General features: G+C 61.2%; 24 protein-coding genes and 1 pseudogene. 10 read left to right on the top strand and 15 right to left on the bottom strand.

Annotation, left to right across the window (positions count from 1 at the left end; all coding sequences use genetic code 11):
- The first annotated feature begins 82 nt into the window (after positions 1-82).
- Positions 83-523 (top strand): Lrp/AsnC family transcriptional regulator, encoded by a 441-nt coding sequence (locus ACIP1G_RS02135; protein ID WP_400733238.1) that lies wholly within the window; start codon positions 83-85, stop codon positions 521-523.
- Between the two features lie 59 nt (positions 524-582).
- Here ACIP1G_RS02135 and ACIP1G_RS02130 read toward each other — a convergent pair whose 3' ends face one another.
- The 8 genes from ACIP1G_RS02130 to ACIP1G_RS02095 all read right to left on the bottom strand — a co-directional run bounded on the left by ACIP1G_RS02130 (position 583) and on the right by ACIP1G_RS02095 (position 7,834).
- The gene (locus tag ACIP1G_RS02130) at positions 583-2,259 is read right to left on the bottom strand and encodes a phosphoethanolamine transferase (RefSeq protein WP_400733235.1); all 1,677 of its coding nucleotides are present in this window, start codon (positions 2,257-2,259) and stop codon (positions 583-585) included.
- 55 nt (positions 2,260-2,314) lie between these two features.
- Entirely contained in the window at positions 2,315-2,638 is a 324-nt protein-coding gene (locus ACIP1G_RS02125; RefSeq protein ID WP_400733233.1) for a hypothetical protein, read from the bottom strand.
- A gap of 310 nt (positions 2,639-2,948) precedes the next feature.
- A complete protein-coding gene (locus tag ACIP1G_RS02120; protein ID WP_400733232.1) occupies positions 2,949-4,301 on the bottom strand; it encodes a sensor histidine kinase in 1,353 nt (450 codons plus the stop codon).
- Positions 4,277-4,942 carry a response regulator gene (locus tag ACIP1G_RS02115; RefSeq protein ID WP_400733230.1) on the bottom strand — a complete coding sequence of 222 codons (666 nt, stop codon included), beginning with the start codon at positions 4,940-4,942 and terminating at the stop codon, positions 4,277-4,279. The genes ACIP1G_RS02120 and ACIP1G_RS02115 overlap by 25 nt, the downstream gene beginning before the upstream one ends.
- Before the next feature lie 66 nt (positions 4,943-5,008).
- Positions 5,009-5,431, bottom strand: a complete 423-nt coding sequence (locus ACIP1G_RS02110) for a hypothetical protein (RefSeq protein ID WP_400733227.1) — start codon at positions 5,429-5,431, stop codon at positions 5,009-5,011.
- 17 nt (positions 5,432-5,448) lie between these two features.
- Entirely contained in the window at positions 5,449-6,213 is a 765-nt protein-coding gene (locus ACIP1G_RS02105; protein ID WP_400733225.1) for a hypothetical protein, read from the bottom strand.
- Positions 6,214-6,289: 76 nt separating this feature from the next.
- Positions 6,290-6,943: a dTMP kinase gene (locus ACIP1G_RS02100; RefSeq protein ID WP_400733223.1), complete on the bottom strand. Its 654-nt coding sequence runs from the start codon at positions 6,941-6,943 to the stop codon at positions 6,290-6,292.
- Between the two features lie 138 nt (positions 6,944-7,081).
- Positions 7,082-7,834 carry an SDR family NAD(P)-dependent oxidoreductase gene (locus ACIP1G_RS02095; RefSeq protein ID WP_400733220.1) on the bottom strand — a complete coding sequence of 251 codons (753 nt, stop codon included), beginning with the start codon at positions 7,832-7,834 and terminating at the stop codon, positions 7,082-7,084.
- Between the two features lie 104 nt (positions 7,835-7,938).
- On the opposite strand from ACIP1G_RS02095, the gene ACIP1G_RS02090 reads away from it, so the two are divergent.
- The 3 genes from ACIP1G_RS02090 (at position 7,939) to ACIP1G_RS02080 (ending at position 12,066) form a co-directional block, all read left to right on the top strand.
- On the top strand, positions 7,939-8,877 hold the full coding sequence (locus tag ACIP1G_RS02090; protein ID WP_400733218.1) for a LysR family transcriptional regulator: 939 nt from the start codon (positions 7,939-7,941) through the stop codon (positions 8,875-8,877).
- Positions 8,878-9,121: 244 nt separating this feature from the next.
- Positions 9,122-11,668, top strand: coding sequence for an HWE histidine kinase domain-containing protein (locus ACIP1G_RS02085; RefSeq protein ID WP_400733216.1), 2,547 nt, complete (start codon positions 9,122-9,124; stop codon positions 11,666-11,668).
- Entirely contained in the window at positions 11,665-12,066 is a 402-nt protein-coding gene (locus ACIP1G_RS02080) for a GFA family protein (RefSeq protein WP_400733213.1), read from the top strand. Before ACIP1G_RS02085 ends, ACIP1G_RS02080 begins: the two co-directional genes overlap by 4 nt.
- A 388-nt stretch (positions 12,067-12,454) precedes the next feature.
- On the opposite strand, the gene ACIP1G_RS02075 is transcribed toward ACIP1G_RS02080, so the two are convergent.
- The 6 genes and pseudogenes from ACIP1G_RS02075 to ACIP1G_RS02050 all read right to left on the bottom strand — a co-directional run bounded on the left by ACIP1G_RS02075 (position 12,455) and on the right by ACIP1G_RS02050 (position 16,317).
- Positions 12,455-13,039, bottom strand: coding sequence for a DUF4225 domain-containing protein (locus ACIP1G_RS02075; protein WP_400733210.1), 585 nt, complete (start codon positions 13,037-13,039; stop codon positions 12,455-12,457).
- Positions 13,026-13,319, bottom strand: coding sequence for a hypothetical protein (locus ACIP1G_RS02070; protein WP_400733207.1), 294 nt, complete (start codon positions 13,317-13,319; stop codon positions 13,026-13,028). Before ACIP1G_RS02070 ends, ACIP1G_RS02075 begins: the two co-directional genes overlap by 14 nt.
- The gene (locus ACIP1G_RS02065) at positions 13,316-14,026 is read right to left on the bottom strand and encodes a DUF4225 domain-containing protein (protein WP_400733205.1); all 711 of its coding nucleotides are present in this window, start codon (positions 14,024-14,026) and stop codon (positions 13,316-13,318) included. Before ACIP1G_RS02065 ends, ACIP1G_RS02070 begins: the two co-directional genes overlap by 4 nt.
- Positions 14,023-14,508, bottom strand: a complete 486-nt coding sequence (locus ACIP1G_RS02060) for an Hcp family type VI secretion system effector (protein WP_400733202.1) — start codon at positions 14,506-14,508, stop codon at positions 14,023-14,025. The genes ACIP1G_RS02065 and ACIP1G_RS02060 overlap by 4 nt, the downstream gene beginning before the upstream one ends.
- A gap of 198 nt (positions 14,509-14,706) precedes the next feature.
- Positions 14,707-15,134, bottom strand: a pseudogene (locus ACIP1G_RS02055) (GGDEF domain-containing protein).
- Positions 15,135-15,426: 292 nt separating this feature from the next.
- Positions 15,427-16,317: a LysR substrate-binding domain-containing protein gene (locus tag ACIP1G_RS02050; protein WP_400733200.1), complete on the bottom strand. Its 891-nt coding sequence runs from the start codon at positions 16,315-16,317 to the stop codon at positions 15,427-15,429.
- 123 nt (positions 16,318-16,440) lie between these two features.
- On the opposite strand from ACIP1G_RS02050, the gene ACIP1G_RS02045 reads away from it, so the two are divergent.
- Entirely contained in the window at positions 16,441-17,541 is a 1,101-nt protein-coding gene (locus ACIP1G_RS02045; protein WP_400733198.1) for an NADH:flavin oxidoreductase, read from the top strand.
- Positions 17,542-17,646: 105 nt separating this feature from the next.
- On the opposite strand, the gene ACIP1G_RS02040 is transcribed toward ACIP1G_RS02045, so the two are convergent.
- The gene (locus ACIP1G_RS02040) at positions 17,647-19,290 is read right to left on the bottom strand and encodes an acetolactate synthase large subunit (protein WP_400733196.1); all 1,644 of its coding nucleotides are present in this window, start codon (positions 19,288-19,290) and stop codon (positions 17,647-17,649) included.
- 185 nt (positions 19,291-19,475) lie between these two features.
- Between ACIP1G_RS02040 and ACIP1G_RS02035 the strand changes: the two genes are divergently transcribed.
- The 5 genes from ACIP1G_RS02035 (at position 19,476) to ACIP1G_RS02015 (ending at position 26,730) form a co-directional block, all read left to right on the top strand.
- Positions 19,476-20,357, top strand: a complete 882-nt coding sequence (locus tag ACIP1G_RS02035; RefSeq protein ID WP_400733194.1) for a LysR family transcriptional regulator — start codon at positions 19,476-19,478, stop codon at positions 20,355-20,357.
- Between the two features lie 589 nt (positions 20,358-20,946).
- The gene (locus ACIP1G_RS02030) at positions 20,947-21,771 is read left to right on the top strand and encodes a class II aldolase/adducin family protein (protein WP_400733191.1); all 825 of its coding nucleotides are present in this window, start codon (positions 20,947-20,949) and stop codon (positions 21,769-21,771) included.
- A 10-nt stretch (positions 21,772-21,781) separates the two neighbouring features.
- Complete coding sequence (locus tag ACIP1G_RS02025; protein WP_400733189.1) at positions 21,782-22,750, top strand: ABC transporter substrate-binding protein; 969 nt, start codon at positions 21,782-21,784, stop codon at positions 22,748-22,750.
- Positions 22,751-22,922: 172 nt separating this feature from the next.
- The gene (locus tag ACIP1G_RS02020) at positions 22,923-25,358 is read left to right on the top strand and encodes a TonB-dependent receptor plug domain-containing protein (RefSeq protein WP_400733186.1); all 2,436 of its coding nucleotides are present in this window, start codon (positions 22,923-22,925) and stop codon (positions 25,356-25,358) included.
- 52 nt (positions 25,359-25,410) lie between these two features.
- Complete coding sequence (locus ACIP1G_RS02015) at positions 25,411-26,730, top strand: LLM class flavin-dependent oxidoreductase (protein WP_400733183.1); 1,320 nt, start codon at positions 25,411-25,413, stop codon at positions 26,728-26,730.
- Positions 26,731-26,735 lie beyond the last annotated feature (5 nt).

The raw sequence follows: 26,735 nt of genomic DNA, 5'->3' as shown, positions 1-26,735 counted from the left end.
GACACCCTGCATACGGTCGGGATCAACAGGCATTATGCCGGTTCCGACCGGCATAAAGACGGCGAGCTTATTGGGTGGTGCAATGCGTGACCTGGACGCAAAAGATCGTGAGATTCTTGAAGTACTTTCGAAGGACGCGCGCATTGCGCTGAAGGCATTGGCCAGCCGCATCGGCCTTTCCAGAAGCGCCACGACCGAGCGCGTGGCCAACCTGGAACGCAGCGGGATCATTCGCGGTTATCGTGCCGACATCGGCGAAATAGACGCCAACGTCATACGCGCGATCTTGCTGGTGACATTGCAACGCACGCCTGCCATGGGGCTGCTGGACCAACTGGCAACAGACGCGCGCGTACGCCGCGTTTCCTCGGTAAGCGGCCAGCTTGACCTGGTAGTGGAAGTCGAGACCCGCACAATCGACGACCTCAACCAGGTGCGCGACAACGTGGCACGTCACGAGTCAGTGGATGACATTACCACGTCGGTCGTGCTGCGCCGCGACATCGACCGCCAGGGCGCCTGACACACTGCTGGGGCGCGGACAGGCTTGTATTACCCGCCTATAACCTTGCCCCCGACAAATCACTGCTCGGCCACTGGGTCCAGTGGCGGAAGCTGGCCAGTCAAATGGGCTGCCTGGCAAGGCTGGAACATGTCGAGTTGCGCGCGATATGCCTGCGTTTGTACATCCATCAGCCCCAGCACGGAATGGAACAGGTTGTCGTGGGACAGCGTTACGTTCGTGCGCTGCGCCAGGCACGTTTGAGAAATCCCGCGGCGTACTGCCAGCTGCGGCGACAGCCACACCACCATGGGCACATGGGTCTGCTCTTGCGGGGCCATGGCGTAAGGCAGCCCATGCAGGTACACGCCCTTTTCCCCAAGCGACTCGCCGTGGTCTGACACATACAGCATGGCGCTGTCGAAGCGCGTGGCATTGCGCTTGAGCACATCGATCACCTGCGCCAGCACGTGGTCGGAATACAGCAGCGTGTTGTCATAAGCATTGCGTATCGCCTGGTCCTCGCATTGGTCAAGCTGGGCGTCGCTGCATACCGGCGTAAAACGCTCGAACGCTTGCGGATAACGCTTGTAGTAAGCGGGCCCATGGCTGCCCTTCATGTGCAACACCACCACCGAATTACCGGTGCGCTGGTCCAGGTAGCCCTGGAGGCCCGCGAGCAGTACCTCATCGAAACACTCGCCCTTTACACAATGTTGCGCGATGCCAGCACGGGAAAGATCCTCGTTTGGCACACGATCGCAAGCACCTTTGCAACCGGAGTTGTTGTCGCGCCAGAGCACTGCGATACCGGCGCGCTGCAGCACGTCCAGTAGCCCTTCCCGGTGGTCAGCGTATTGGTTTTTCCAGTCGTCGCGGCCCAGGTCCTGGAACATGCAAGGCACAGAAATGGCAGTGGCCGTGCCACAGGAACTGACATCACGGAAGCTCAAGACCTGCCGTGTCGCCAGCTCAGGGTTGGTTGCGCGCTCATAGCCATTAAGGGAAAAGTTCATTGCCCTGGCCGTCTCGCCAACCACCAGAACCAGTAATTTGTTACGCCCTGCACTGTTTGCCTCGACACGCTGCTGCGCGTCAGTCCCGACCTGCACGAATGCCTGAGGTTTGGCGAAGGCGTGTTTCCCATAGCTATGCACAGCCCCCAGTACGTTCGAAGGGACCAGTATCAGCCGAACTTCCCGGTTATTGCGCAACAGCGATGCGTAGGACTGGTACTGCGTAGCCAGAATGACACCCACCATTGCGATCACCAGGCCCAGGCTCCCCAGGCGCCAGACGGTCTGTCGGCGCCAGCTGGGGCGCGCGAGCGGCACACGGTAGAGGATGATGATCGGCAGAACCGCTGTCGCCAACAACCACAGCGCCAGCCCGGGGCTGAGCAAGTCACGCGCTTCCGCCACGTCGGTCTGGAAAAGGTTCATCAACATGGCGGCGTCGATGACGATGCCATAGTGGGAAATGAAATAACTCGCGGCAGAAGCAATGCCTATCAGCAGCGCCAGCATGGGCCGCAGCAATCGCCCCCAGCACAGCGCCCAGAGAATGATGAAGTGCCAGGCAATTACAAAAAGTGGCAGGCTAAGTAAAAAGAAAGGGTTGCCATTGTCAAACCCGTCAATAGCCCGCCAGACAGTTGTCCAGAATACCGAGTTGACCACCAGTGTCATCCATAACGCACACAACAATAGTAGCGAAATGGGATTGATGCGCATTTTTAGTTTGGAAGCTTGTTCCACAATGGCGATTCCTTGTCCATAGGGTTTACTGTTGCAAATAACGTGAGCGCCGATACTAGTGATGCGACGACAGCAGGCGCCTGCGCACGGACGTACACACTTTGTGGATAAAGAATGCGCCCCAAGGGAATAACAGACCCACGCATAGCAGTAGCGCCAGCAACAGGTTGCGTTCCAGCAAGCGCGCGTAGTCCAGCACCGCGCATGCCAACACCAGCGCCAATGCCAGCGCCGTCATGGTGTCGGCCTTTACGCCATGCAGTTGTGTTGAGTGGCGACCTGGAAAGTAACCGGCCAACCACAGAAACACCCATGTAACGATCGAGGCCATGAACAACAAAAGAAAGATCAAACGGTAGCTGAACATGGTGTCATGCATGCCCTTGTCTCCGTGCGCTCAAGCGCACTGGTTATTGTTTTATCGGTTCAGGTATAAAAAACGCGTGAAAAAAACATGCTCAAGACGTCTTGAACATCGGCGGTATTGGCAGCACGCGGTTAGTCACAACGGGCGTGAACGGAGCAAGGGCCCGGGTGCAGTTGTGCTTGGGAGAATGAGAAACAGAAGCGGAAGGTTTTGAAATGTCGCGGGCATTCAAGAGCAGGCACTCCTTGTGCAAACTCGTCCTCGGGTAGATCGCCGACTATAGCAGTTTCTACAGGACTGGATAGGCCCACAACCGACATCGTCAGTCGTTATTGATCACCCAACGTAAACAAACACGCCAGCCCTGCTTGCCCGCTTCATCTGTGTACCCCACATCCACCTCCCCGCCGGAGCGTTGGACGATGGTTCGCACAATCGACAAGCCCAGGCCGGCACCCTCGCCGACAGGGTCGGTGCCACGATAAAAGGGCTCGAACACACGCGCCCACTCTTGCGCGTCAATGCCCGGACCATCGTCACTGACACAGAGCATGACCAGGCCAGCGCCCTGTTTGACCTGCAGATCCACATGGCCTGCAATAGGGGCATGGCGAATGGCGTTTTCAACCAGGTTCCGGATGATGGTGGTCAATTCGATTTCCCGCATGGGCAACAACGCATCGCCACCCTCCAGGCCAATGTCGAGCTGCTTCTGTTCCGCCAATGGCATCAGGTCTTCCAGCACCAGGCGGCAGGCCTCATGCAGGGACACCGCGCCGGGTGGCATATCGCCAAGCTGCGCGTCAGCCAGCGCCAACAGCTGCTCGATGAGCTTGCGGCTTCTGGCGATACCACGGCGCAGTTGGGCGAGTTGTAACTGGGCGCGGGTCGACAGCACTTCGGGGGCAAGGCCTTCTGCCTGCAGCGAGAGTGCTGTAAGGGGGGTGCGCAGCTCGTGGGCCGCATCGGCGACAAAACGCTTCTGGCTTTCCAGGGTGCGCGCAACACGCGCCAGCAAGCGGTTTATCGCCTGAACAAAAGGGCGTATCTCGCTGGCCAGCAGGCGCTCATCAATCGGCCGTAGGTCCTGATCATCGCGGGTATCCAGCATTGCCGCCAAGGTTCCGACTGGCCTGAACAGCTCGCGGATCAGGTTGGCCACCACCAGGAGCAAAATGGGGAAGAGGATGGCAAATGGCAGCAATGCGCGCCAAGCGCTGTTGCGGGCGGCGCGATTACGGCTGTCGATTTCCTGCGCCACGGCAAAGCGCTTGCCAGCCGTGTCCGTGCTCACCAGCACGCGGAAGGGTTCACTACCAACGGTAACCGTAGATAAACCGTTGGCCACAGAGCCCGCAATGGGCAACGGCAGCCGGCTGTCATCGGCATGGCTGACGGCTTGGCCATCGGCCAGATACTGGATGACGATACGGGTTTCTTCATCGTCGCCCACGGCTGGCTGTACGCTGGCCGGGTAACTGAATGCCAGGCCTTGGCGCATGTACAAGGCCGCAACCTGGTGCAGGCTGTTGTCCTGCAGGTCTAGCGCCTCATCGTAGGCCGAGAGGTAACTGAATACCCCACTCAACGTCGCTACCAGCAGGATCGCCACAGACAACCCTACCGACAGGCGTAGCTGGAGGGACTGGTTCAGGTGTCTTTTGCGACCATCCATCCCAACCCCCTGATATTGCGAATCACATCCTTGCCCAGCTTGCGGCGCAAGGCATGGATGATGAATTCGACCGCGTTGCTTTCAACCTCATTGCCCCACCCGTAAAGCCGGTCTTCGAGTTCAGCCCGAGACAAGATCGCCCCCGGGCGAATCAGCAAGGCCTGAAGCAAGGCAAATTCTCGGTTGGAAAGCTGGACAGGCTGCTGAGCCAGCACGCGAGCGCATTTGCTGACCGGGTCCAGGCTGACCGTACCATTGCCCAGTTCAGGTGCCGCGCGCCCGCCCCTGCGCCGCATGACGGCACGCATCCTGGCGAGCAACTCGGCCATTTCGAAGGGTTTTTGCAAAAAGTCATCTGCCCCGCCATCCAGCCCGCGCACACGGTCATCCAGCCCCGAGCGCGCGGTAATGATCAGCAGGGGTACCGGGTTTTCGGCCGCGCGCAGATGTTGCAGCAACTGCAGGCCATCTTGCCCGGGCAAGCCCAGGTCGAGCAGCACCTGGTCGTAGGCTTGCGCGCGCAAGGCTGCCTCGGCCGCCAGGCCATCACCCACCCAATCCACGGCATAACCTGCCGCTGACAGCGCGTCCTGCAGTGCCTGGGCGATCATGCTGTCATCCTCGACCAGTAAAACCCGCATTGCCTTCCCCATTTTCAGCGCGTGAAGGAACGATAGCCGAGTGCAAAGGTGTTGCCTGCACCTCGCTCAGCCTTGTCGCGGCCCTTGCAAGCTGTCAAAGGCTTTCAGCAGGTTATCCATGGCGGCTTTGCAGTCGCTTTGCTTTGGTTGGCTAGCGCGCAAGGCATCCAGTGCCCGATCGATCGCCTTGTCCAGCACATGCCAGTCACTCGCGGCACGGGGTTTGATCCCGGCTTCGGCATCGTCCCAGGTTTTTTCCAGGTCCTTGATGCGCGCCTTGGCAGCGGGCAGGTCCTGGGCATCGACCTTGGCCGCGACATCCTCGGCAATGGCGCGGAATGTGCTCAGGTCACCCAGCTTGGTCGCTGCGTGGGCGCCTGCAGCCGGCTGTTGCGCCTGCTCTGGCTTGGAGCAACCTTGGGCTAGCAGCAGTACACCGACAGTGCAGGCAATAGCCGCCGTCATTTTGCAGGAACGGATCGAAATCATGGGTTACTACCTCATTATCAACGGGCGAGCCGCTTGGTTTGTTCGGCACTGAACTGGGCAACGCCAACCAGGATGAAGATCACGCAAAGGAAGATTGCACTGGTCCAGGTGGCCCCCATGCCGAGGCCGCCATAGTCATGCGATTGGGTCAGCAGGTCCCCCAGGGAAGCCCCGAGCGGCCGAGTCAGGATGTAGGCAACCCAGAACACCAGGACCGTGTTGGCCCCCAGGCGCCAGGCAAGCAGGCAAACGGCGATCATTGCGGCAAAGATCACAACACCGATATCAAAGCCAAGCCCCAGTGCCTCGGTGGCAAGGTCACCGCCGGCAGTGCCCAGCGCGAAGGTGCACAGCACGGTGCTCCAGTAGAACCACTCACGCCTGGCTGTGACGATTTCACGTATGGACAGGTTGCGCTCCAGCGCATACCAGACCGTAAAGTTGGCCGCCAGCAGCACCGAGAAGAACGCCGTACTGGCGTACAGGCTGACGTCCAGTTCGTCCGTCAGGATGTCGGTGATCTGGGTACCCAGAATGCTCACCAGCACCACGCAAAGCCAATAGATCCAGGGCTCACAGTGGCGTTTACGCAACTGCAGCGCCAACGCGCCAGCCAATAGCACGGCCATCACTGCACTGGTGATGGCAAGCCCCCACCCTATGTCGACGGCGAGAAAATCGGCGAACGTCTCTCCCACCGTGGTGGACATGACCTTGATGATCCAGAAGGACAACGTCACTTCCGGTACTTTATTCAGCCATCCTCTGTTCGGGGCATCCATCGAGTGACCTCCTCAGGTCCCACCGGGGTATCTGAGCGCGAGGTTACTGATGAAAACTTAGGTGAGCCTGAGCGCCTCAGCCTTCCCGCAGGTGTTGATGCTGCTGGCGTTCCTTGGCCTCCCCAAGCACACGCTTTATCTCGCTGACCACCTGCTGCGTTGCGGCCTCGATGCTGCCTTCGTTACGGCACAGCATCCAACCCTGTTCGGCAACCGCACGCTCGAACGCATCGGTACAGGCAACCTGCTCCTCCAGCCTGAGGAGCACCGTACTCCCCAGCCCCCGTGTACGTGCCGCAGCCCTTGACCAAGAGGTTTCAGGGCTGGTGACAACCCCCACATGCAAATCTGGCACTTGCACACCGCGCTCGATGTTCAAGCGCAAGATCTCGGCAAACGGCACGGTGCGGCGAAACGCGGCATCGGACGGGTACCAGCGATCGATCAGGATGATGCTGCCCTGGGGCTGGCGAGGCAGCACGTGTTGGGAAATCCAGGCACGGCTATCGGCAAAGCGCTCGCACACCTGCCACTCCAGCTCCCGCGAGGGGTGCCTGACGAGCTGGTTGACGAGGGCCATGGTTACCCCCCTGAAGGGGTCGCTCTTTTTCTCGCAAAGGCGGATCACCTTCATGTTGTCCGCCCTCAGGGCTTGGGTAACGGCTTCCAGCAGTGTGGTCTTGCCGGTGCCCTTGGGCCCATCCATGGAAACAAACAGCGGGCGGTTCATGCTTCAGTACCAGTTGGGCTAGGCGCGCGATAAGACCATTGATCACAGCCTGCCTTCAAGGGTTAGTCGACAGGAGAACATCTGTACTCCACAGGCGATATGGGTAACATACCGCCTTTGCCCTCGCTCCAACGCCCGTCAGATCTGTGCCTGCCCGCCATCGACGAACAACTCCGCACCGTTGACAAAGCTGGCATCGTCACTGGCCAGGAACACCGCGGCATTGGCGATTTCAACCGGCTCCCCTACCCGGCCCAGCGGCACCTGCGCCGCCAGGTAATCCAGCAGGCCTTGCTGTTGCGCTGCATCCGGCCCCGCGAGGTCGACCAGGCCAGGCGTACGCGTTGCACCTGGGCTCAGGGTGTTGACCCTTACACCACGGTCCTTGAGGTCCAGAATCCAGCTGCGGGCAAAGGCACGTACGGCGGCCTTGGAGGCCGAGTACACGCTGAACGCCGCAGTGCCGGAGCTGCCCGCCGTAGAGCCGGTGAGAATGATCGAAGCGTTGCGCGCCAGCAGCGGCAGTGCCTTTTGCACAGTAAACAGCACGCCTTTGACGTTGCGGTCGAAGGTATCGTCATAGTGAGCCTCGGTGATGTCGCCCAATGGCAGCATGGAACCACCGCCAGCGTTGGCAAACAGTACGTCCAGGCGCCCATGCTGCTGGCCAATCCGGGCGTACAGCGCATCCAGCTGATCGAGCTGGGTGGAGTCCACGGCAACACCTGTGGCGTTGCCAACCAGTTCCACAGCCTTGTCCAGTTCGGCCTGGCGGCGGCCGGTGATATAGACGTGGGCGCCCTCCTCTGCAAAGCGTTTTGCAGTGGCAAGCCCGATGCCGGTGGTGCCGCCGGTGACCAGGGCGATTTTGCCTGCGAGTTTCTTGCTCATGGTGTTGCTCCCGTTGAGTGGGTGAGTGGGTGTGAGAAGAAGCGTATCGACCCCGGCTTAATTTCAAAATAGAATCATTGGCAACACATCATTGCAGATTTGAAATGGCAAGAATCCCGGATTTCGAAGGCCTGGCGATGTTTGCCAAGGTGGCTGAAGAAGGCTCTTATGCAGCCGCCGCACGCGCCATGGCGGTGTCGGTACCGACCGTGTCGCGGGCAGTGGCACGTTTGGAGGAACGCCTGGGCGGGCGCCTGTTCAACCGGACCTCGCGCCAGCTTTCACTGACCGAGTTCGGCCAGCGCATGGTCGACCAGGCCAGCGCGCTGTACCGCCAGGCGGAGGAAATGGAGAGTGCCGCGCAGGAGATGGCTGTGCAGCCACGGGGGCTGGTGCGCCTGGCCGTGCCGATGTCATTCGGTTTGCGCTGGGTCGCGCCGTTGTTACCTGAGCTGTTGGCCCGCTATCCAGAGCTGGAGGTCGATCTTCATTTGTCCGACTCCACGGTAGACCTGGTCGCCGACGGCTTCGACGCCGCGCTACGTATTGCTGCCCTGCCCGACTCTTCCCTGGTGGCACGGCGCATCTGCCCGGTTACCCAGTATCTGGTGGCGGCGCCTGGCTACCTTGCCGAGCATGGCCGCCCCTTGCACCCGCGCCAACTGGCCGACCATGCCTGCATGAGTTATGCCTACCGCGCCCGCAGCCAGGTCTGGCGCTTTACCCATGCCGATGGCAGTGAACAGGATGTGGTGCCGCGTGGGCCGCTGCGGGTCACCAACGCCGATGCCCTTGTCGCCCCCTTGCTGGCAGGCCTGGCGATTGCCGAGTTGCCTGAGTTCATCGCTGCCGAGTACCTGGCCGATGGCCGCCTTGAGCAGCTCTTGCCTGAATGGAGCATGACCCAGGGAGGGCTGTATTTCGTCACGCCTTCGGCGCGTAGCCGGCCTAGAAAGGTTCAGGCCTTGGCAGAGTTCTTCCTGGAGCATTTGTCACAGCCCGCCTGGCCGGCATCAACTTCAAGGGAAGCATGGGACCTGTAGCAGCAGCCTTGTGCTGCGAAGAGGCCATTACAGCCATAGAGGATCTTTTGCCCTACAGGCCTCTTCGCAGCACAAGGCTGCTCCTGCAGGGTAATGAGATAGCCTGAGTAGTGAGGTAAGAAGGCTCATCTGCCCTCTTCTGCCGAATATACCTAAATGGTGATGCCTGCTAGGCTGACGAAGATTGCGCCACAGTGCTGCGGCCTTGTCGGGCAACCTTTCATTCCTTCTCAGGCACGGGCCAATGACCTCCGACCCCCAAGTCAACCTGACCAACTGCGACCGCGAACCCATTCAGATCCCCGGCAGCATCCAGCCCCATGGCTACCTGCTGGCCTGTGATGCATCGGCCACCGTGGTCCTGCGCCACTCGGTCAACGTGCGGGAACTACTGGGTGTAACCGGCGACATCAACAACCAGAAGCTGCATACGGTGCTGGGGGACGAGGTAGCCCATACCTTGCGCAACGCATTGGCCCGTACCCGCGAAGCCTCGCGCCCGGCGCTCAGCTTTGGCGTGATATTGCCCAACGGCCAAGCCGTCGATATCGCCGCGCACTTGTTCAAAGGCACGGCGATTCTGGAGTTCGAACCCGCTGGCGCCAGCATCGCCGAACCCATCGAACTGGCCCGTACCCTGATCGCCCAACTGCGCGAGATCGACCAGACCAGCAAGCTGTTCCGCGACGCGGCCCGTTTTGTCCGGGCCGTGCTCGGTTACGACCGGGTGATGATCTACCAACTGGGTGCCGACGGTGCCGGCAAGGTGGTCGCGGAGGCCAGGCGCAGCGACCTGGAGAGCTTCATGGGCCAGTACTTCCCCGCCTCCGACATTCCCCAGCAGGCCCGCGCGCTTTACCTGCGCAACCCGATCCGGGTCATCTCCGACGCGCAGTTCAAGACAGTGGCCATCGAGCCTGTGCTCGACCCGTCAGGCGAACCGCTCGACCTGTCCTACGCGCACCTGCGCAGTGTTTCGCCGATCCACTGCGAATACTTGTGCAACATGGGCGTAGGTGCCTCGATGTCGATTTCGGTCATCGTCAACGGCGAACTGTGGGGGATGATCGCCTGCCATCACTACGCGCCGCGCACCCTGGCCATGGGGCAGCGGGTGGCAGCGGAAATGTTCGGCGAGTTCTTCTCGCTGCATATCGAGACCCTGCGCAGCCGGCAAAAGCTCGAAGCTGCCGTACACGTCCACCAAGCGCTGGACGACATGCTTCACGCTGCCAACCAGGCTGCGGACATCGATGCGTTCTTCCACGCACGCCTGCCCCGGCTCATGTCACTGATCCCATGCGACGGCATCGGCATGTCGCTGCAAGGCCGCTGGTCATCCGCCGGGCTGGCGCCACCCAAGTCGGCTGTACCCGACTTGCTGCGCCTGGCGGATATGGTCAGCGAAGGCCGCACCTGGGCGTCCAATCGCCTGTCCATGGTGCTGCCCTCAGCCCAGGCGTACTTCACCGACGTGTCTGGCGTGTTGATCATCCCGATGTCACAACACCCCAGGGATTACCTGATTTTCTTCCGCAAGGAGGTGGTCGAGACACTCGACTGGGCCGGGGACCCGAACAAGACCTATGACAGCGGCGTACTGGGCGACCGCCTGACGCCGCGCAAGAGCTTTGCCATCTGGAAAGAAACCGTTCAACAGCAGTCGCTGCCCTGGACCGAGCAGGACCGCCAGTTTGGCGATGCCATCCGCACCGCCATCGTCGAAGTGGTGCTGTACAACAGCGAGCTGCTGGCCAGCGAGCGTTCGAAGGCTGAAGTGCGTCAGCGCATCCTCAACGAGGAGCTCAACCACCGGGTCAAGAACATCCTCTCGCTGATCGGTGCACTGGTTGCCCACCCGACCTCGGAAAGCCAGACACTGCAGGACTACGTGGCGACACTGAAGGGGCGCATCCAGGCGCTATCCCTGGCTCACGATCAAGTGGTGCGTGGCGACGGTGGCGGGCGCCTGGCCATGCTGCTCGAAGCCGAGCTTTCGCCCTATCGCACCGCTGCCGGCGTGATCGAACTGCAGGGCCCCAACGTTACCCTTGATGCCCGCGCCTACTCGGTCATGGCGTTGGTGCTGCACGAACTGGCTACCAATGCCGCCAAGTACGGCGCGCTGTCGCGGGCCGGTGGCAAGCTTGCGGTAAGCTGGGCCATCGACGCCAGCAACGCCTGCGCCATCAGCTGGCGTGAAAGCGGCGGGCCAACGGTGCGCCCGCCCAGCCGCAGTGGCTTTGGCTCGGTGTTGATCGACCGCAGCATCCCGTTCGACCTTGGCGGCACCAGCGCGGTGGAGTATCACGCCGAAGGCCTGCAAGGGTTGTTCAGGATTCCTGCCAAACACCTGTCCGTAGCCGACGCCGCCGAACCTGCCGGCCTGACCGCGCCCATTGCACGTGCAGCCGATGCCCTCGCGACCCGGGCAGGCTTGTGCGTGTTGATACTTGAAGACCAACTGGTTATTGCGGTTGGCCTGGAGCAGATTCTCAACGATGCGCAAATCAAGGACGTGATCACTGCCAGTTCCGAGGACGAGGCCATTCGGCTGCTTGCCAGCCGCACACCGGACGCCGCGATACTGGATGTAAACCTGGGCACCGGCACGTCCATTTCCGTGGCCGATGAACTGACGCGCCGGCAGATTCCGTTCCTGTTTGCCACCGGCTATGGCGAAGGCATCAGCATTCCCGAGCATCTGCAGCACGTTCCGGTAACGCGCAAGCCTTACGATGCCAACGCTATCCTGGCCAGCCTGCAGGGCTTGTTGAGGACGGGTTCATGATCAAGCGAATCGGCAATGCGGAAATCCAGGCCACCCACAAGGCCACCTGCCACTGCGGGCAGGTGATACTTGAGCTGGACCTGCCGGATGGCGTGGTAGATCCCAAACGCTGCAACTGCTCATTGTGCAGGCGCAGGGGCGCGGTGATGGGTAGTGTGCCGCTGAGCGGCTTACGCGTGCTGCAAGGTGAACAGTTGCTCAAGCAATATCGCTTCAACAGCCAGCAGGCTTGCCACTTTTTCTGCGCTGAGTGCGGGGTTTACACCCACCACATAAGACGCATCGACCCTAGCCAGTGCGCTTACAACATTGGCTGCCTGGAAGGTGTCAACCCTTACGACCTGGAAGCTGCTGTACCGGTGAGCGATGGCGCGCACCATCCGCAGGACAAGCTGTAAACGCCGGTCAACGGTGTTGCTGGCCGCACCACTCGCGCAACAGGCCGGTGAACCCAAGGCAGGACGAACGCCCAATCGGAAAATTTGCTTGGGTGGATAACTATTTATCCATCCGTGAAGTAACTGCCCAAGCATGGAAGATGAGCATTAAAACACAAACAGCAGTAACTATCGATACAGCGATTAAGTCGCCGGACTGATATGAGAAACTAAAAAAGCCCTCTCCGCCAACTATATCCATATAAATCTTCATCATGAGAACAAAATAACAGACCGCACAACTCAACCTCCAGCTACTCATAAGCGACCTGAAGACTGTTTTATTCAAGTACATCCTAAATGCCACATCGCACATTGCAAAAACAACAAATAAAAGCACTTTCATTTGCTATGACTCGTCATGTAGTGACCCCAATGTCAAAGCCGACGCACCAAACTCAAACAACAGGCCACCCTTACCTAGCTGACGAAACTTTCTCTCCATATCAGATTCCAGATAGCGAAATAAACGCCAAGTCCCCTTTTTGGGAACCTTGCGAGCTAAAGCCCGCCCAGAAAAGACCAGATCTGCGCTATAGTAGGCCATATTCCCTTCACGCTCACCATAACCCGCCGACTTGGCGGCCTCCTGATATAGTTTTCGAATTGGCCCCACCACATCCGTGCGCCCTTCATAGAGCCCTCGGCCATCATAAAAATTATTACCTCCGTGCGCTATCAAAGGCATTCCATGCACCACGCACAGGGTGCCCAAGCTACCAATACAGCTCCCCACCCCAGTAGCAACTTGCGAGGCGCCGCCAGCCATACCAACGACTTGCTCAAGAGCGCGGTGTATTTCTGGAACCAAACTAGAGCTTTCCGCCTGAACGCGCCCCAGCCCCTCCTCAGTGCTAATCCGTCGCTGAGGGTGTCGCAGCAGGAACCGCCAGGCTCCCATTGCCCACTGTTTGATTCCTTCATAACTGTCCATCGTACAAACGCGTTACATAGCTATGGGCGTGAAAATAAAGCATTGCCAGACACAGACAAGTCACGAAACCAAACCCGAAAAGCGTTTCTCCTTCATCGGCAAAATAAATAAAACCCCTACCACTCATTAGCTCGAAATAAAGTGCACCTACAAAAATACAATAACCGAGAGCACCCAAGCGTTGCCATCCAACAGAGAAATCCTTGAAAACATACTTACCCAGCAAATTTTTCAATACAATATCACAAACCATAAATAGAATCAGCGCCAACACTTTCATTGTTCAGCCTCAGCCGCTAGCTGCTTCAGCGCCAACCAAGAAGTAGCAGATTCGAAAATAAGTCCCTTACCACCCAACTGCATTATTTTTGATTCTTTATCAGATTTAATATACCGGAATAACCTCCAGGAACCTCGCTTAGGGACTTTACGGGCCAGAGCGCTGCCAGAGAGAACAAGATCGGCAGCGTAGTATGCAATATTCCCCTCTCTCTCGCTGTATCCTATTTCCTTGGCTGCACTTTGGTAGAGCGCCCTTACCGGACCGACCACATCACTCCGACCTTCATATAAACCGCGAGCATTCTCATAAAAATTATTACCTCCGTGCGCTATCAAAGGCATTCCATGCACCACACACAGGGTGCCCATACTGCCAATACAGCTCCCCGCACCAGTAACAACTTGCGAAGCGCCGCCAGCCATACCAACGACTTGCTCAAGTACGCGGCGTATTTCTGGTACCAAACTAGAGCTTTCCGCCTGAATGCGCCCCAGCCCCTCTTCCGGACTGATCCGTCGCTGAACGACATCGTCCACCACTCGCTGCGCGTAATAGGCGAGCTCCCGATTGAACTGCATACGCAACCTGCGATCCTGCAGGTACCGGGCACTGACAGTGCAACCGTGACTGACCAACCCGGCTGCCGCAGCATTCACCTCCCAAAACGCCTGGTCCAGCCGCTCACCATATTCTTGGCGGTTCATGGCATTTGCCCCCAAGCCGCGTGCCCGGTTGTCCCGGCAGCATGGTGAGTCCACCTGATCGAGCGGTAGCGAATAAGCAACTGCTCTTGCGCCTGCTGATCGGCCATTAGCACCGTATGGGGAATGTCCAGCTCCTGAGCGACGATCACGGCGCCTTCCAGCTTGATGGAAAAATACTTTTCCTGATGACCTCCGGGGTGAGTGCGGTAGAGGTCTATTTCACAGACGAGCGCTTCTTGAGAATCCACGGCCTGAGCCAGCAAAGGGCTAGCCTTGTCGACCAGTTTGGTGATTGACACGGGATGGTGAGTGGCGCGTTGAGTGTTATCGGTGTTGGACATTGCATGGTTCAAAGCCAGCACCAAGATCTCATCCTGGTGAGAAAGCTGGCATCGGTTACCAATGGACGGCTGTGAGTTGCAGCCTGCGGAGATCAAGCCTTGTCGCTCGCCATTGATGCGCATGTATCCGTTACTAGCCATGTCCATATTTCCTTGTAGGTGGGCGCCCAAGGTTACGGAGCAAGGGAAAGGCTGTATGTCGGCACCGTCTGAAATTTGCTGCGTATGTTTTAAACGATGTGTTTATTCGGAGCCCTGCGGGGGGCGCCCGCAAAGCAAGCAACACGGGATATGGCACCGGTTGCGCCGGCAATCGCAGGACAAGCCCGCTCCAACGGATCAGCCATCCGCCATAACCCTGTTGCGCCCGGTTTTCTTCGCCATATACAAGCGCTCATCCGCACTTTTCAGCACGGCAGCCGATGCTTGCTCCGCGCTGTCGCGGCAGGCAACCCCAATGGAAATCGTCATCAACCCAATTTTGTCCAGCGGGCTGCTGGCAATCGTCGTGCGAATACGCTCGGCAATTTCAGTCGCCATCGGCAGGCGGGTGTCTGGCAACAGCAGGCAAACTCTTCCCCCCCCGCACGGCAGGCCAGGTCGCCGGCGCGCGAACAAGCCTGGATGATGCCGGCGACATGTTGCAGGGCGACATCGCCGACGTCATGCCCCCAGGTATCATTGACGCGCTTGAAGTGGTCGATATCCAGCGCCAGCGCACAATACTGCTGGCCCTGCTGGTCGAGGATGGCCAATGCCGCGTTCATGCCCCGGCGGTTGATCAACCCGGTCAACGGGTCGCTTTCGGCAACGTGGTTGAGGTCGCTGATCTTCTGGTCCAGCGAACGTACCCCGGCCATCAGGGCCTTGCGAATGGCAGCGGCCTCGGCGTACCAGGCATTGACCGTTTTCAACTGCAGGCTGGCGTCATGGTCGTGAACCTGCTGCGCGCTGCTGGCCAACTGGCGCAGTGGCCGGGTGACCAGAGTCGATACCGCCAGGATCTCCCCCAGCCCCGTTCAGAGCGTAGAAGAGTCCGGCATCCGTGCAAGAACTGGCTCAGATGCCTTGGCTGTAGCGCGCCAACGCGGTCTCCAGCGCGGCCAGGAACACCTTCACACGCGCCGGTACATAGCGGCGGGTCGGCATCACCGCCCAGACGGCCAGCTGCTCCATCTGTGCATCTTGCAGCGCAATTTCCACCAGCACGCCATCACGGATCTGCTGAAACACATCCCAATAGGCCAGCATGGCAATGCCCAACCCTTGGACAGCGGCCGACCTGACAGCGTCCACGCTGCTGGTACTTACCCGGGCTTGCAGGCGCCGATACTGCGGGGCCCCATCGACCACGAACGGCCAGCGCGGCACCGCCTGCAACATGATGCAGGCGTGCTGCTCCAGCGCTGCCAGCGTGCCGGGCTGGCCGTGGCGTTGCAGGTAGGCCGGCGAGGCACACAGTACCCGCGGGTTGGGAGCAAGCTTGCGCGCGACCAGCTCCGAGTCGGCCAGGGGCGCCACACGCAAGGCCAGGTCAAGGCCCTGCCCGACCAGGTCCACCACCTTGTCCGACACATCCAGGTCAATGCGCAGGTCTGGGTACTGTTCCAGCAATCCCGGCAGCAGACCGACCACGATGCCCTGGCCGAAAACGCTGGGGGCGGTGATGCGCAGCACGCCTTTGACGTTGCTTGAGGATGGCCGCAGCTCACCCAGCGCGCTGTCCTCGGCGTCGGTCATCGTTCTGGCAAAGGGCAACAAGGCCTCCCCTTCGGCAGTCAGGGCCACGGCACGGGTGGTGCGATGGAACAGGCGCACGCCCAGCTCCTCTTCCAGTGCAGCGAGCCTGCGGGAAACCTGCATGGGTGAGACATCGAGCTGGCGGCCAGCCGCCGAAAGGGTGCCGGCAGCGACGACAGCGAGGAATACGCGCAGGTCTGCAACGAGCATCACTATATCCTTTATGGTTAAGCCGGTTTCTCTACAGCCGCACTTGGTCAGGCCTTTAGCCAACAGTAGCCTTGCTACACAACTGCTACCGCATGCGCCATTCCTGGCCGGAGAGGAACCCCGATGACAGCTTTCAAAGCACGCACTTTAACTCAAATTGATATTGCGGGGCGCACCTTGCGCAATCGCCTGGCAGTAGCGCCAATGACCCGCGTCAGCGCCACCGCAGCAGGCGACGCCACTGCGGCAATGGCCGATTACTATGAGCGCTTCGCCAAGGGCGGGTTCGGCCTGGTGATCAGCGAAGGTTTGTATACCGACCAGGCTTACTCGCAGGGCTACCTGAACCAGCCCGGCATGGCGAATGACCAGCAGGCGCATGCCTGGCACTCGGTTATTCAAGGAATAAATGCACACCAGGGCATGGTGTTTGCGCAGCTGATGCATGCCGGCGCCCTGAGCCAGGGCAACCGCTTCAGGCATGAAACCGCCGCACCCTCGGCGGTAAGGCCCACCGGCGAGCAGATGCGTTTCTATTACGGCGAGGGGCGCTATGCCGAGCCCAAGGCCATGAGCGATGAAGACATCGCCGATGCTATCGGCGGCTTCGCCAGCGCCGCGCAACGGGCCATGCAAGTCGCGGGGTTCGATGGCATCGAGATTCATGGCGCCAATGGCTACCTGCTTGACCAGTTTCTCACCGACTACAGCAATCAGCGCGCTGACCGCTGGGGCGGTAGCAGCGAACGGCGCGTGCAACTGACGCTGGAGGTTATCAAGGCGGTTCGCGCCAGCGTCGGCGATGTACCGCTGGGGGTGCGGATTTCCCAAGGCAAGGTGAACGACTTCGGGCACAAATGGGCCCAGGGCGAACAGGACGCGGAGGTGATCTTCGGCTCGCTGCATGCTGCCGGCGTCGATTTCATCCATGTCACCGAACACCAAGCCTGGCAGCCCGCCTTTGCCGACAACGGCGCCAGCCTGGTGAAACTGGCACGCCGCTACGCGCCTGGTTCCCTGCTGATTGCCAATGGTGGCCTGGAGGATCCACAACATGCCGACACGGCACTGGACGAGGGTGCCGATATCATTGCCCTCGGCAAGGCCGCGCTGGCTAACCCGGATTACCCGCAACGGCTGGACAGCAAGCAGCCGATGGCTGCATTCGATCCGGCGATTCTCGGGCCGATTGCCAATATCAAGGATGTCGAGCTTGCTCGCTGAGCGGGGAACGCGATAGGTGGCACCGGCTTTGCCGGTGTTCGCGGCTAAAGCCGCTCCTACAGGGGATCGGCGCCAGCCGTTGCGGATGGCGCCGGACCTCAGGGCTTACACCGCCAGCGCGCGCTCACGCAGCTCGCTGTTGAGGATGCGGTCGTTCTCGCTGTAATCGACCGGGCAGTCGATCACGTGCACGCCTGGGGTATTGATGCAGTGTTCCAGCAGCGGCAGCAGGCCTTCGGCGCTTTCCACGCGGTGGCCATTGGCACCGTAGGCTTCGGCGTACTTGACGAAGTCCGGGTTGCCGTAGTCCAGGCCGAAATCGGTGAAGCCCATGTTGGCCTGCTTCCAGCGGATCATGCCGTAGCCGTCGTCACGCAGGATCACCACGGTGATGTGCATGCCCAGGCGTACTGCAGTTTCCAGCTCCTGGCTGTTCATCATGAAGCCGCCGTCGCCGCATACGGAAATTACTGGGCGGTCCGGGTGTACCAGGTGCGCAGCCATCGCCGATGGCAGGCCGGCGCCCATGGTCGCCAGGGCGTTGTCCAGCAGCACGGTGTTCGGCTTGTGCGCCTTGTAGTTACGGGCGAACCAGATCTTGTAGATGCCGTTGTCCAGGGCAACGATGCCTTCGGACGGCAGCACGCGACGGATGTCGGCAACCATACGCTGCGGGTAGACCGGGAAGCGGTTGTCGTCGGCGCCTTCGGCGATTTGTGCTTCGTTGGCTTCACGGATCGCCATCAGGCGGGTGAAGTCCCAGTGCGAAGTGTCGTTCAGCGCTTCGCTGATCTGCCACACGGCGTTGGCGATGTCGCCGATCACTTCCACTTGCGGGAAGTAAACCGCATCGACTTCGGCAGAGCGGAAGTTGATGTGGATGACTTCGGTGCCGCCACGGACCATGAAGAACGGCGGCTTCTCGATCACATCGTGGCCGATGTTGATGATCAGGTCGGCCGCTTCAACCGCACGGTGCACGAAGTCACCCGACGACAGCGCAGCGTTACCCAGGAAACGCGGGTGGCGCTCGTCGACCACACCTTTACCCATCTGGGTGGTGATGAACGGGATGCCGGTCTTGTCGATCAGTTGCTTGAGGACCTTGGCGGTCATCTTGCGGTTGGCGCCGGCGCCGATCACCAGGATCGGGTTACGCGCGGCCAGCAACTTCTCTACAGCAGCTTCGATGGCCACGTGCTCGGCCAGCGGGCGGCGGTGCAGGCTGCGCGGGATCGGCAGGGCGTCGGTCTGTTCGGCGGCGATGTCTTCCGGCAGCTCCAGGTGTACCGCACCTGGCTTTTCTTCTTCAGCCAGGCGGAAGGCTTCGCGCATGCGCGATGGGATGTTGTCGGCCGAGGCGAACTGGTGGGTGTACTTGGTGATGGGGTCCATCATGCCGCACACGTCAATGATCTGGAAGCGGCCCTGCTTGGACTTCTTGATCGGCTTCTGCCCGGTGATCATCATCATCGGCATGCCGCCCAGGTAGGCGTAGGCGCTGGCGGTCACCAGGTTGGTCGCGCCAGGGCCGAGGGTCGACAGGCTGACGCCGGTCTTGCCGGTCAGGCGACCGTAAGTGGCAGCCATGAAACCTGCAGACTGCTCATGGCGGGTCAGTACCAGCTTGATCTTCGACTTGCGCAGGGATTCGAGCAGGTCGAGGTTTTCCTCACCAGGAATGCCGAATACATACTCGACACCTTCGTTTTCCAGGCATTGCACAACGACATCGGCGGCCTTGGCCATTTCGGGTACTACCTCAAAATCTTTGTGGGATTGCAGATTTATTAAGCTGCGTGACTGAGATGTTGCAGGATGTCTCAGTGCCGCGCATCGTAGGCCCTCTGGTTAATAATAATAAATATATTGTTATGATGCTTGGCATCACAGTTCGTTATGAATGTAACTCCTAGGATGGGTAGTCCCCCACAATGAACCTCAAGGCATTGCGCTGCTGCGTCGAAATCGTGCGCCAGGGCAGCTTTACCAAGGCCGCGCAGCACCTGCATATCGCCCAGCCGGCGCTGAGCATGGCCGTTACCCGGCTGGAAGAAGAACTGGGCGTGACCCTGTTCAACCGCACTACGCGCAAAGTCATTCTCACGGCCGAGGGCGAGCGGTTCCTGCCCCGTATTGCATCGGCCCTGCGCGAAATGGATGTGGCCCGGCAAGAGTTGCGCGACATGGCCGACCTGAAGCGTGGAGAAGTACGCCTGGGTATCCCGCCGATGTTCGGCCTGCACTATGTGCCTGGGTTGATGAACGCCTTCCGCCAACTGTACCCAGGCATTGCCATGACCGTGTTCGAAGGCAGTGCCGAGGACATTGGCCAGCGCCTGGAACAACGGGAAATCGACCTGGCGCTGCTGGAGTCCCGGCGTGTGCCGCCCGACAAGGAGTCGATCCTGCTGGGCAGCGACGAGATGCTGGCGTGCATGCACCCCGACCACCCCTATGCCGGCAAGGCCTTCCTCACCGCCGAGTACCTGCGCAACACCGACATGGTGGTGTTCGACCGCACCTTCGTGCAACGCCAGATGCTCGACGCGTTCTTCGCCGAGCATGGGATGACTTATCAGGTAGCACTGCAAAGCAACTTCGTTTCGCTGGTGGTGCAGGCGGCGCTGGACAACATGGGCGTGGCCACCCTGCTGCGTTCGGTGCAGCAGCGTACGCCGGGCATTGTCGGGGTGCCTTTCAAGCCAGCGCAGTTGATGAGCTTCAGGTTGTGCTGGCGCTCGGGGGAGTATCTGTCGCTGGCTAGCAAGCGGTTTATTGATTTTGCGGCGCAGACGCATTATCTGGAGCGGTGATGGCGGGCTGTGGCGGCCCTGGTGCTCGTCACAAGATTTTCAGCGCCTTTGAGATCGAGCGCCGCCCGCGCGGCGCTTCGCAGCACAAGGCTGCTCCTACATCTGTTTCGGGCCAGTCACGCCTGTGAGGTCACCGCTGTCCGCCTTGTTCGTACCATTTGATATCGAAGGGGACGCAGTTGCTCTTCACCGATTGACAGCCATGCACCAAGGCTGCAACCCACCTGGCACAGGAATAATTGGCCCGAAACAGATGTAGGAGCAGCCTTGTGCTGCGAAGCGCCGCGCGGGCGGCGCTCGATCTGTGCACCACCTCAAATCCCAAGACATGCACCTGGAATCCCCAACCCCGCCCCCCCCGCCGCCCAACAACCAAAAATGCACAACTAAAATATAGATCTGTTTTTATATTCAAAAAAATAATAATAAAAATAGATCAAAACAGTATTTCTTCCCACCCCAAGCCCCTTGCTACAGTCCCTTCAGACCCGACCCCTCGCACGGTGGAGGCCCCGTTTCATCCACCTGCGAGCGCCCATGGCAGGACGGATGACCGGCACAACGATCATTCCCTCCGTGAGGTACTGCCATGACTCAACCCGCCCCGCGCCACAGCATCCGCAACCTGCCCAACCAAGCCCATCGCCTGCAACTCAGCGCCCCACCTACCTTCAACGACCCGGCCGCCGAGCGCCTGCACCGCAAGCAGCGCCTGGCCGCTTCATACCGGCTGTTCGCCGAACTGGGTTTCGAAGTGGGCCTGGCAGGCCACTTCACCGCCCGTGACCCGATCGACACCGACCACTACTGGATCAACCCGCTGGGTGTGCCGTTTTCGAAAATCCGTACCCGCGACCTGCTGCGCGTCAATGGCCAGGGCCAGGTGGTCGAAGGCGAAGGCCTGCTCAACACCAGCGCCCTGGAGTTGCACTACCAATTGCAAAGGGCCCGCCCTGAGGTGGTCGGGATCGCCCACCTGCATGGCTTCCATGGCCGGGTCTGGTCGTCGCTGGGGCAGTTGTTCCAGCCCATCACCGCCGAGGCCTCAGCCTTCAGTGGCGAGCAGGTGCTGTTCGACCGCCACGCCCTGCGCAATACCGAAGGTGGCCTGCTGCAAGACCGCGACCAGGTCGCCCAGGCCTTCGTCGAAGCCTTTGCCCAGCACAACCTGCTGGTCTGGCAGAACCACGGGCTGTGGGTCACCGGGCAGTCGGTGGAGAGCGCGGCCTGGCGCTTCATCCTGGCCGACGACACAGCCCGCGCCCACTTGCTGGCGTACGCCGCCGGGCAGCCACGCATTCCGGAACTGCTCGAAGGGGCCAGCAGCCCCGCCCAGCGCGAACTGTTCGCCTGGTTGAACTTCTTGCCGCTGTGGGACCGTATCGTCCAGCAACAGCCCGACCTGCTGGACTGAGGTGCTGACCATGGCCAACCCCATTAGCCGCCGCGCCTTCCTGCAGTACAGTGCCACTGCCGCCCTCGCTGCGGGCATGTGCCCGCGCCTGGCCAACGCCAGTGACGCCTTGCGGGTGTGGCGCTACAAAGGCCAGGCGGCGAGCTTCCTGGCCGATGCCGGCCAAGCCACTACCCCTTACCCGGTGCAGTGGGTAGACGTACCCGGTGGCGCCATGGTGCTGGAAGCCTTCGCCAGCAACAGCCTGGACTACGCCTTCATGAGCCCGGTACTGCCCCTGTTTGCCAGTGCCGCCGGCAACCCGCTGGTGCTGATCGCCAGCTACCAGGGTGAGCAGAACCGTAGCAGCGTGATCGTGAAACGTGGCAGCGGCATCCGCACGCTGGCCGACCTCAAGGGCAAGCGGGTGAGTTTCGTGCGCGCCACCGACACCCATTACCTGCTGCTCAACCTGCTGCACGACCAGCAACTTTCGCTGGCCGACATCCAGGCCCGGCCGATGCCAGCCCGCGATGCCTTGGTGGCGTTCCAGAACGGCCATCTCGATGCGATTGTTGCCGGCGGTATCGGCGCACTGCAGGCCCAGGTGGGCATGGACGGCGAGGTGCTGGCCGATGCCAGCCGGTACCAGTGCGGCAACTACCTGATTGCGACCACCGCACAGGTGCTGCAGCAGCCGGGCAAACAAGCTGCGATCCGCGACTTCCTGCAACGCGAAAAAGCCACCTGGGACTGGGTCGAGCAGCACCCGCAAGCCTGGGCTGAGCGCAACGAGCGCCTGACCGGCATCCCCCGCGCACTTTACCAGCAGCAGTTCGACCAGCGCCGTCTGCCCTGCCGCCTGCTGCCGGTCAGCCAAGACGCCATCGCGGCCCAGCAGCGTATTGCCGACCTGTTCCATGACAGCGGCCTGCTACGCCAGCCGCTGCAGGTGCGGCGCTTCTGGGACGAGCGCTTCAACCTCTTGCTTAGCGGCTAGCCACCCCGCAGCAAACGCACCGGCGCGCGCCGGACGACCCACAGGCACGCCAACCACGGGAGCAATGGACCTTCCGCGGGCCAGGCTGCGCCTGCACTGCATGAACACCTATGAGAGCCCGTTCGATCGCACATCCAGGGCCTGATCTGCCAATCGAACCCAAGGAACAGTCATGAAGTCTGTGTTTACCCCTTTAACCCTGGCACCCGCCTTGCTCGCCGGCCACCTGCTTACCCCTCTGGCCATGGCGGCAGAGGATGACGCCGCACTCGACACGGTGATCGTCACCGGCTCGCGGGGCAGCGAAGTACGCACCGTCACCAGCAGCCCGGCGCCGATCGACGTGATCGACAGCAAGCAACTGGAACAAACCGGCGAATCCAGCTTGCGCGGCGCGCTGCAAAGGACCTTGCCGTCGTTTTCCCAGCGCCCCTCCGGCAGCTCCAACGACAGCATCGCCCGCCCCTACAGCCTGCGCGGCCTGAACGGTTCCAACGTGCTGGTGCTGGTGAACGGCAAGCGCCGCCACAACAGCGCGGTGATCAACCTCGATTCCACGGCAGCCTACGGCACCAACCCGGTCGACCTGGACATGATCCCCATCAGCGCCATCGACCACGTCGAGGTGCTGCGCGATGGCGCATCGGCGCAGTACGGCTCCGATGCCATCGCCGGGGTGATCAACATCATCCTCAAGCAGCGCGACAACGGCGGCTCGGCCAGTACCCAATACGGCCAGTACTACAAGGGCGACGGCGACAACTTGCGGCAAACCCTTAACCAGGGCCTGGCCCTGGGCGACAACGGCGGCTTCTTCAACTACGCCCTGGACGCCAAGTCGGTGCAAACCGCCACCCGCTCGCGCGAGGCCACCGGCAACCTGTACTTCGCCGGCGACCCACGCAACGACAGTGCCAGCCGCCATGTACAGAAGAACGGCCTGCCGAAGATCAAGGCCATCAACCTGTCGTACAACGCCGAGCTGCCGGTGAGCGACGACCTGACCCTGTACTCGTTCTCCACCTTCAGCAAGCGTGACGCCCGTGGTGGGCAGAACTACCGCCGCCCGAACTCGACCAACATCATTCCCGAGATCTACCCCGACGGCACCGCGCCGTTCTACACCCTGGAAGAAACCGACTACCAGGCCGCTGCCGGTGGCCGCGGCGAGCTGGCCGAATGGCACTGGGACCTGAGCTCTACCTTTGGCCGCGACAAGGGCCAGGCCGGCGCCGACGAAACCCTCAACGCCTCGCTCGGCCCGGCCAGCCCGACGCGTTTCGACACCTACACCAACTACTTCGACCAGTGGACCAACAACCTCGACCTCACCCGCGCGTTCGAGGTCGGCCTGAGCAAGCCGCTGCAGGTGTCGTGGGGCCTGGAGCATCGCCACGAGCGCTACAAGACCGAGTCCGACGACCCACTCTCGTACATCAATGGCGGCTACATCTACCCCAGCGGCCCGCTGGCCGGCCAGCCGGGCGCGGTGGGTGCCCAGGGCGCGATCACGCTTACCCCTGAAGATGAAGGCCAGCTCAGCCGCAACAGCTACGCCAGCTACCTGGACCTGGGCCTGAACCCCACCGACAAGTTGTGGCTGGGGGTGGCCGCACGCTTCGAAAAATACGACGACAGCAGCGGCAATACGCGCAGTGGCAAGTTCTCGGCCCGTTACGACTTCACCCCCACCTTCGCCGTACGCGGCACCATCAGCAACGGTTTCCGCGCGCCGTCGCTGTCGCAGTCGGTGTACGCGCAAACCTCCAACCAGTACACCACCGTCAACGGCGTGGCGCAGTTTGTCGAGGCCAAGACCGTACGTGTCGACTCGCCGCTGGCCAGGGCCCTGGGCGCCGAAGACCTCAGCCCGGAGAAGTCGCGCAACATCAGCATCGGCCTGACCTGGCAGCCTTTGCCCCAGGCCAGCGTGACCCTCGATGCCTACCAGATCGAAATCCGCGACCGCATCGCCCTCACCGGCTTCCTGTACGGCAACGGCGTCGATCAGGTGCTGGTCGCCAACGGCTACAAACCCGGCTACCGGGTCAAGTACTTCACCAACGCCGCCGACACCACCACCCGCGGGGTCGACCTGGTGGCCGACTACCGGGTCGACTACGGCCGCTATGGCCGGGCCAAGTACGGCGTGGGGTTCAACTACAACAAGACCGACATCGACGACATCAAGCAAACCCCGGCCTCGCTGCGCGCCGCGGGCAACAACCTGGAACTGTTCGACCGCGTCTCCCAGGGCTACCTGACCGTGGCCAACCCCAAGACCAAGCTGATCCTCAGCACCAACTGGCAGATCGAGCGCTTCACCATCAATGCCGCACTGACCCGCTACGACAAAGTCATCGCACGGGATGCCAACCCCGACTTTGACGTGACCTACGGTGCCAAGTGGCTCACTGACGTGGAAGTGGCCTACGCCCTGACCGACCACTTCGACATTGCCGTGGGTGCCAACAACCTGTTCGACGTGCGCGCCGACAACAATGGCTACCCCGCAGGCGATATCAACGGCTTCCCGAAATTTGGCGCGATCTCGCCGTTCGACCCTTACGGCGGCTTCTGGTACACGCGCATCGCCTACAACTTCTGACCCCCACCGACAACGCGCCCGCCGCGCTCGGCGGGCGCCAGGAGACCCTTTCATGACCCAAGGCCAATTCCTGCTCGGCGCCTTCATCCCGGGCACGCTCAGCGGCAGCGCCTGGCGCCTGCCCGAGGCACCGCTGGACACGTTCCGCCAGCTTGAGCACTACCAGTACATCGCCCGCAAGCTGGAGGCCGGGCGCTTTCACTCGCTGTTTTTCAACGACACCCTCGACGTCAAGCTCGACCTCGCCCTGCAACGCGGCCCCAACAGCGTGCGCTGGGACCCGCTGATCCTGGCACCGGCGCTGGCGGCCAGTACCCGGCATATCGGCCTGATAGCCACGGCCAGCAGCACCTACAACGAGCCCTACAACATCGCCCGCAAGTTCGCCGCACTGGACCACCTCAGTGCTGGCCGCGCCGGCTGGAACCTGGTGACCTCGCTGGGCGGTGGCGAAAACTTCAACCGCCAGGAGCATGTCGAGCACGACGACCGCTACGCCCGTGCCGAGGAGTTCTACGACGTGGTCAGCGGCCTGTGGGACAGCTGGGCCGACGACGCCTTCGTCCAGGACAAGGCCAGCGGCACCTGGCTGGACATCGACAAGCTGCATGTCCTCAACCACCAGGGCGAGCACTTCCAGGTACGTGGGCCACTGAACGTCGCACGCTCGCCACAAGGCCACCCGGTGGTCGCCCAGGCGGGTGCCTCCGCGCCCGGCAAACGCCTGGCGGCGCGGGTTGGTGAACTGATTTTCACGGCCCAGCACACCCTTGAACAGGGCCAGGCGTTTTACCGCGAGACCAAGCAGGCCGCCGCCGGCTTTGGCCGTGGCGCCAACCAGCTGAAGGTACTGCCCGGCGTTGCGCCAGTGGTGGGCAAGACTCTCGCCGAAGCCCAGGCCAAGTACGACCGCCAGCAGGAACTGCTGGAGCCCAAGGCCTTCCTCAGTTCCATTTCACGCTTCGCCAGCCTGGGCTACGACCTGTCCGAGCTGCCGTTCGATGAGGTGGTACCACTGCCGCCGGAAACCTTCACCACCAACACCCACCAAAGCCGGCAAAAACTGGTGTTCGACCTGATCCGCCGCGAGCGGCCGACGGTGCGGCAATTGTTCAACCAGCTGACCTCCGGTGGCCACCGCATCCTGATCGGCACCCCGCAGAGCATTGCCGATGACCTGCAGGCTTGGTTCGAGGCCGGCGCCGCCGACGGTTTCAACATCATGTTCAGCGGCCTGCACTCGGCCATCGACGACTTTGTCGACGGCGTAGTGCCCGAGCTGCAACGGCGCGGGCTGTTCCAGCGCGAATACGCCGGCAGCACGCTGCGGGAAAACCTCGGCCTGCCTTACCGCGCCAACCGCTTTTTCTAAGGAGT

It is taken from the genome of Pseudomonas sp. NPDC089392, assembly GCF_044749595.1.
Lineage (GTDB): Bacteria > Pseudomonadota > Gammaproteobacteria > Pseudomonadales > Pseudomonadaceae > Aquipseudomonas.
Note: the sequence above shows the minus strand (reverse complement) of the source record. Positions and strands in the feature narration are given on the sequence as shown.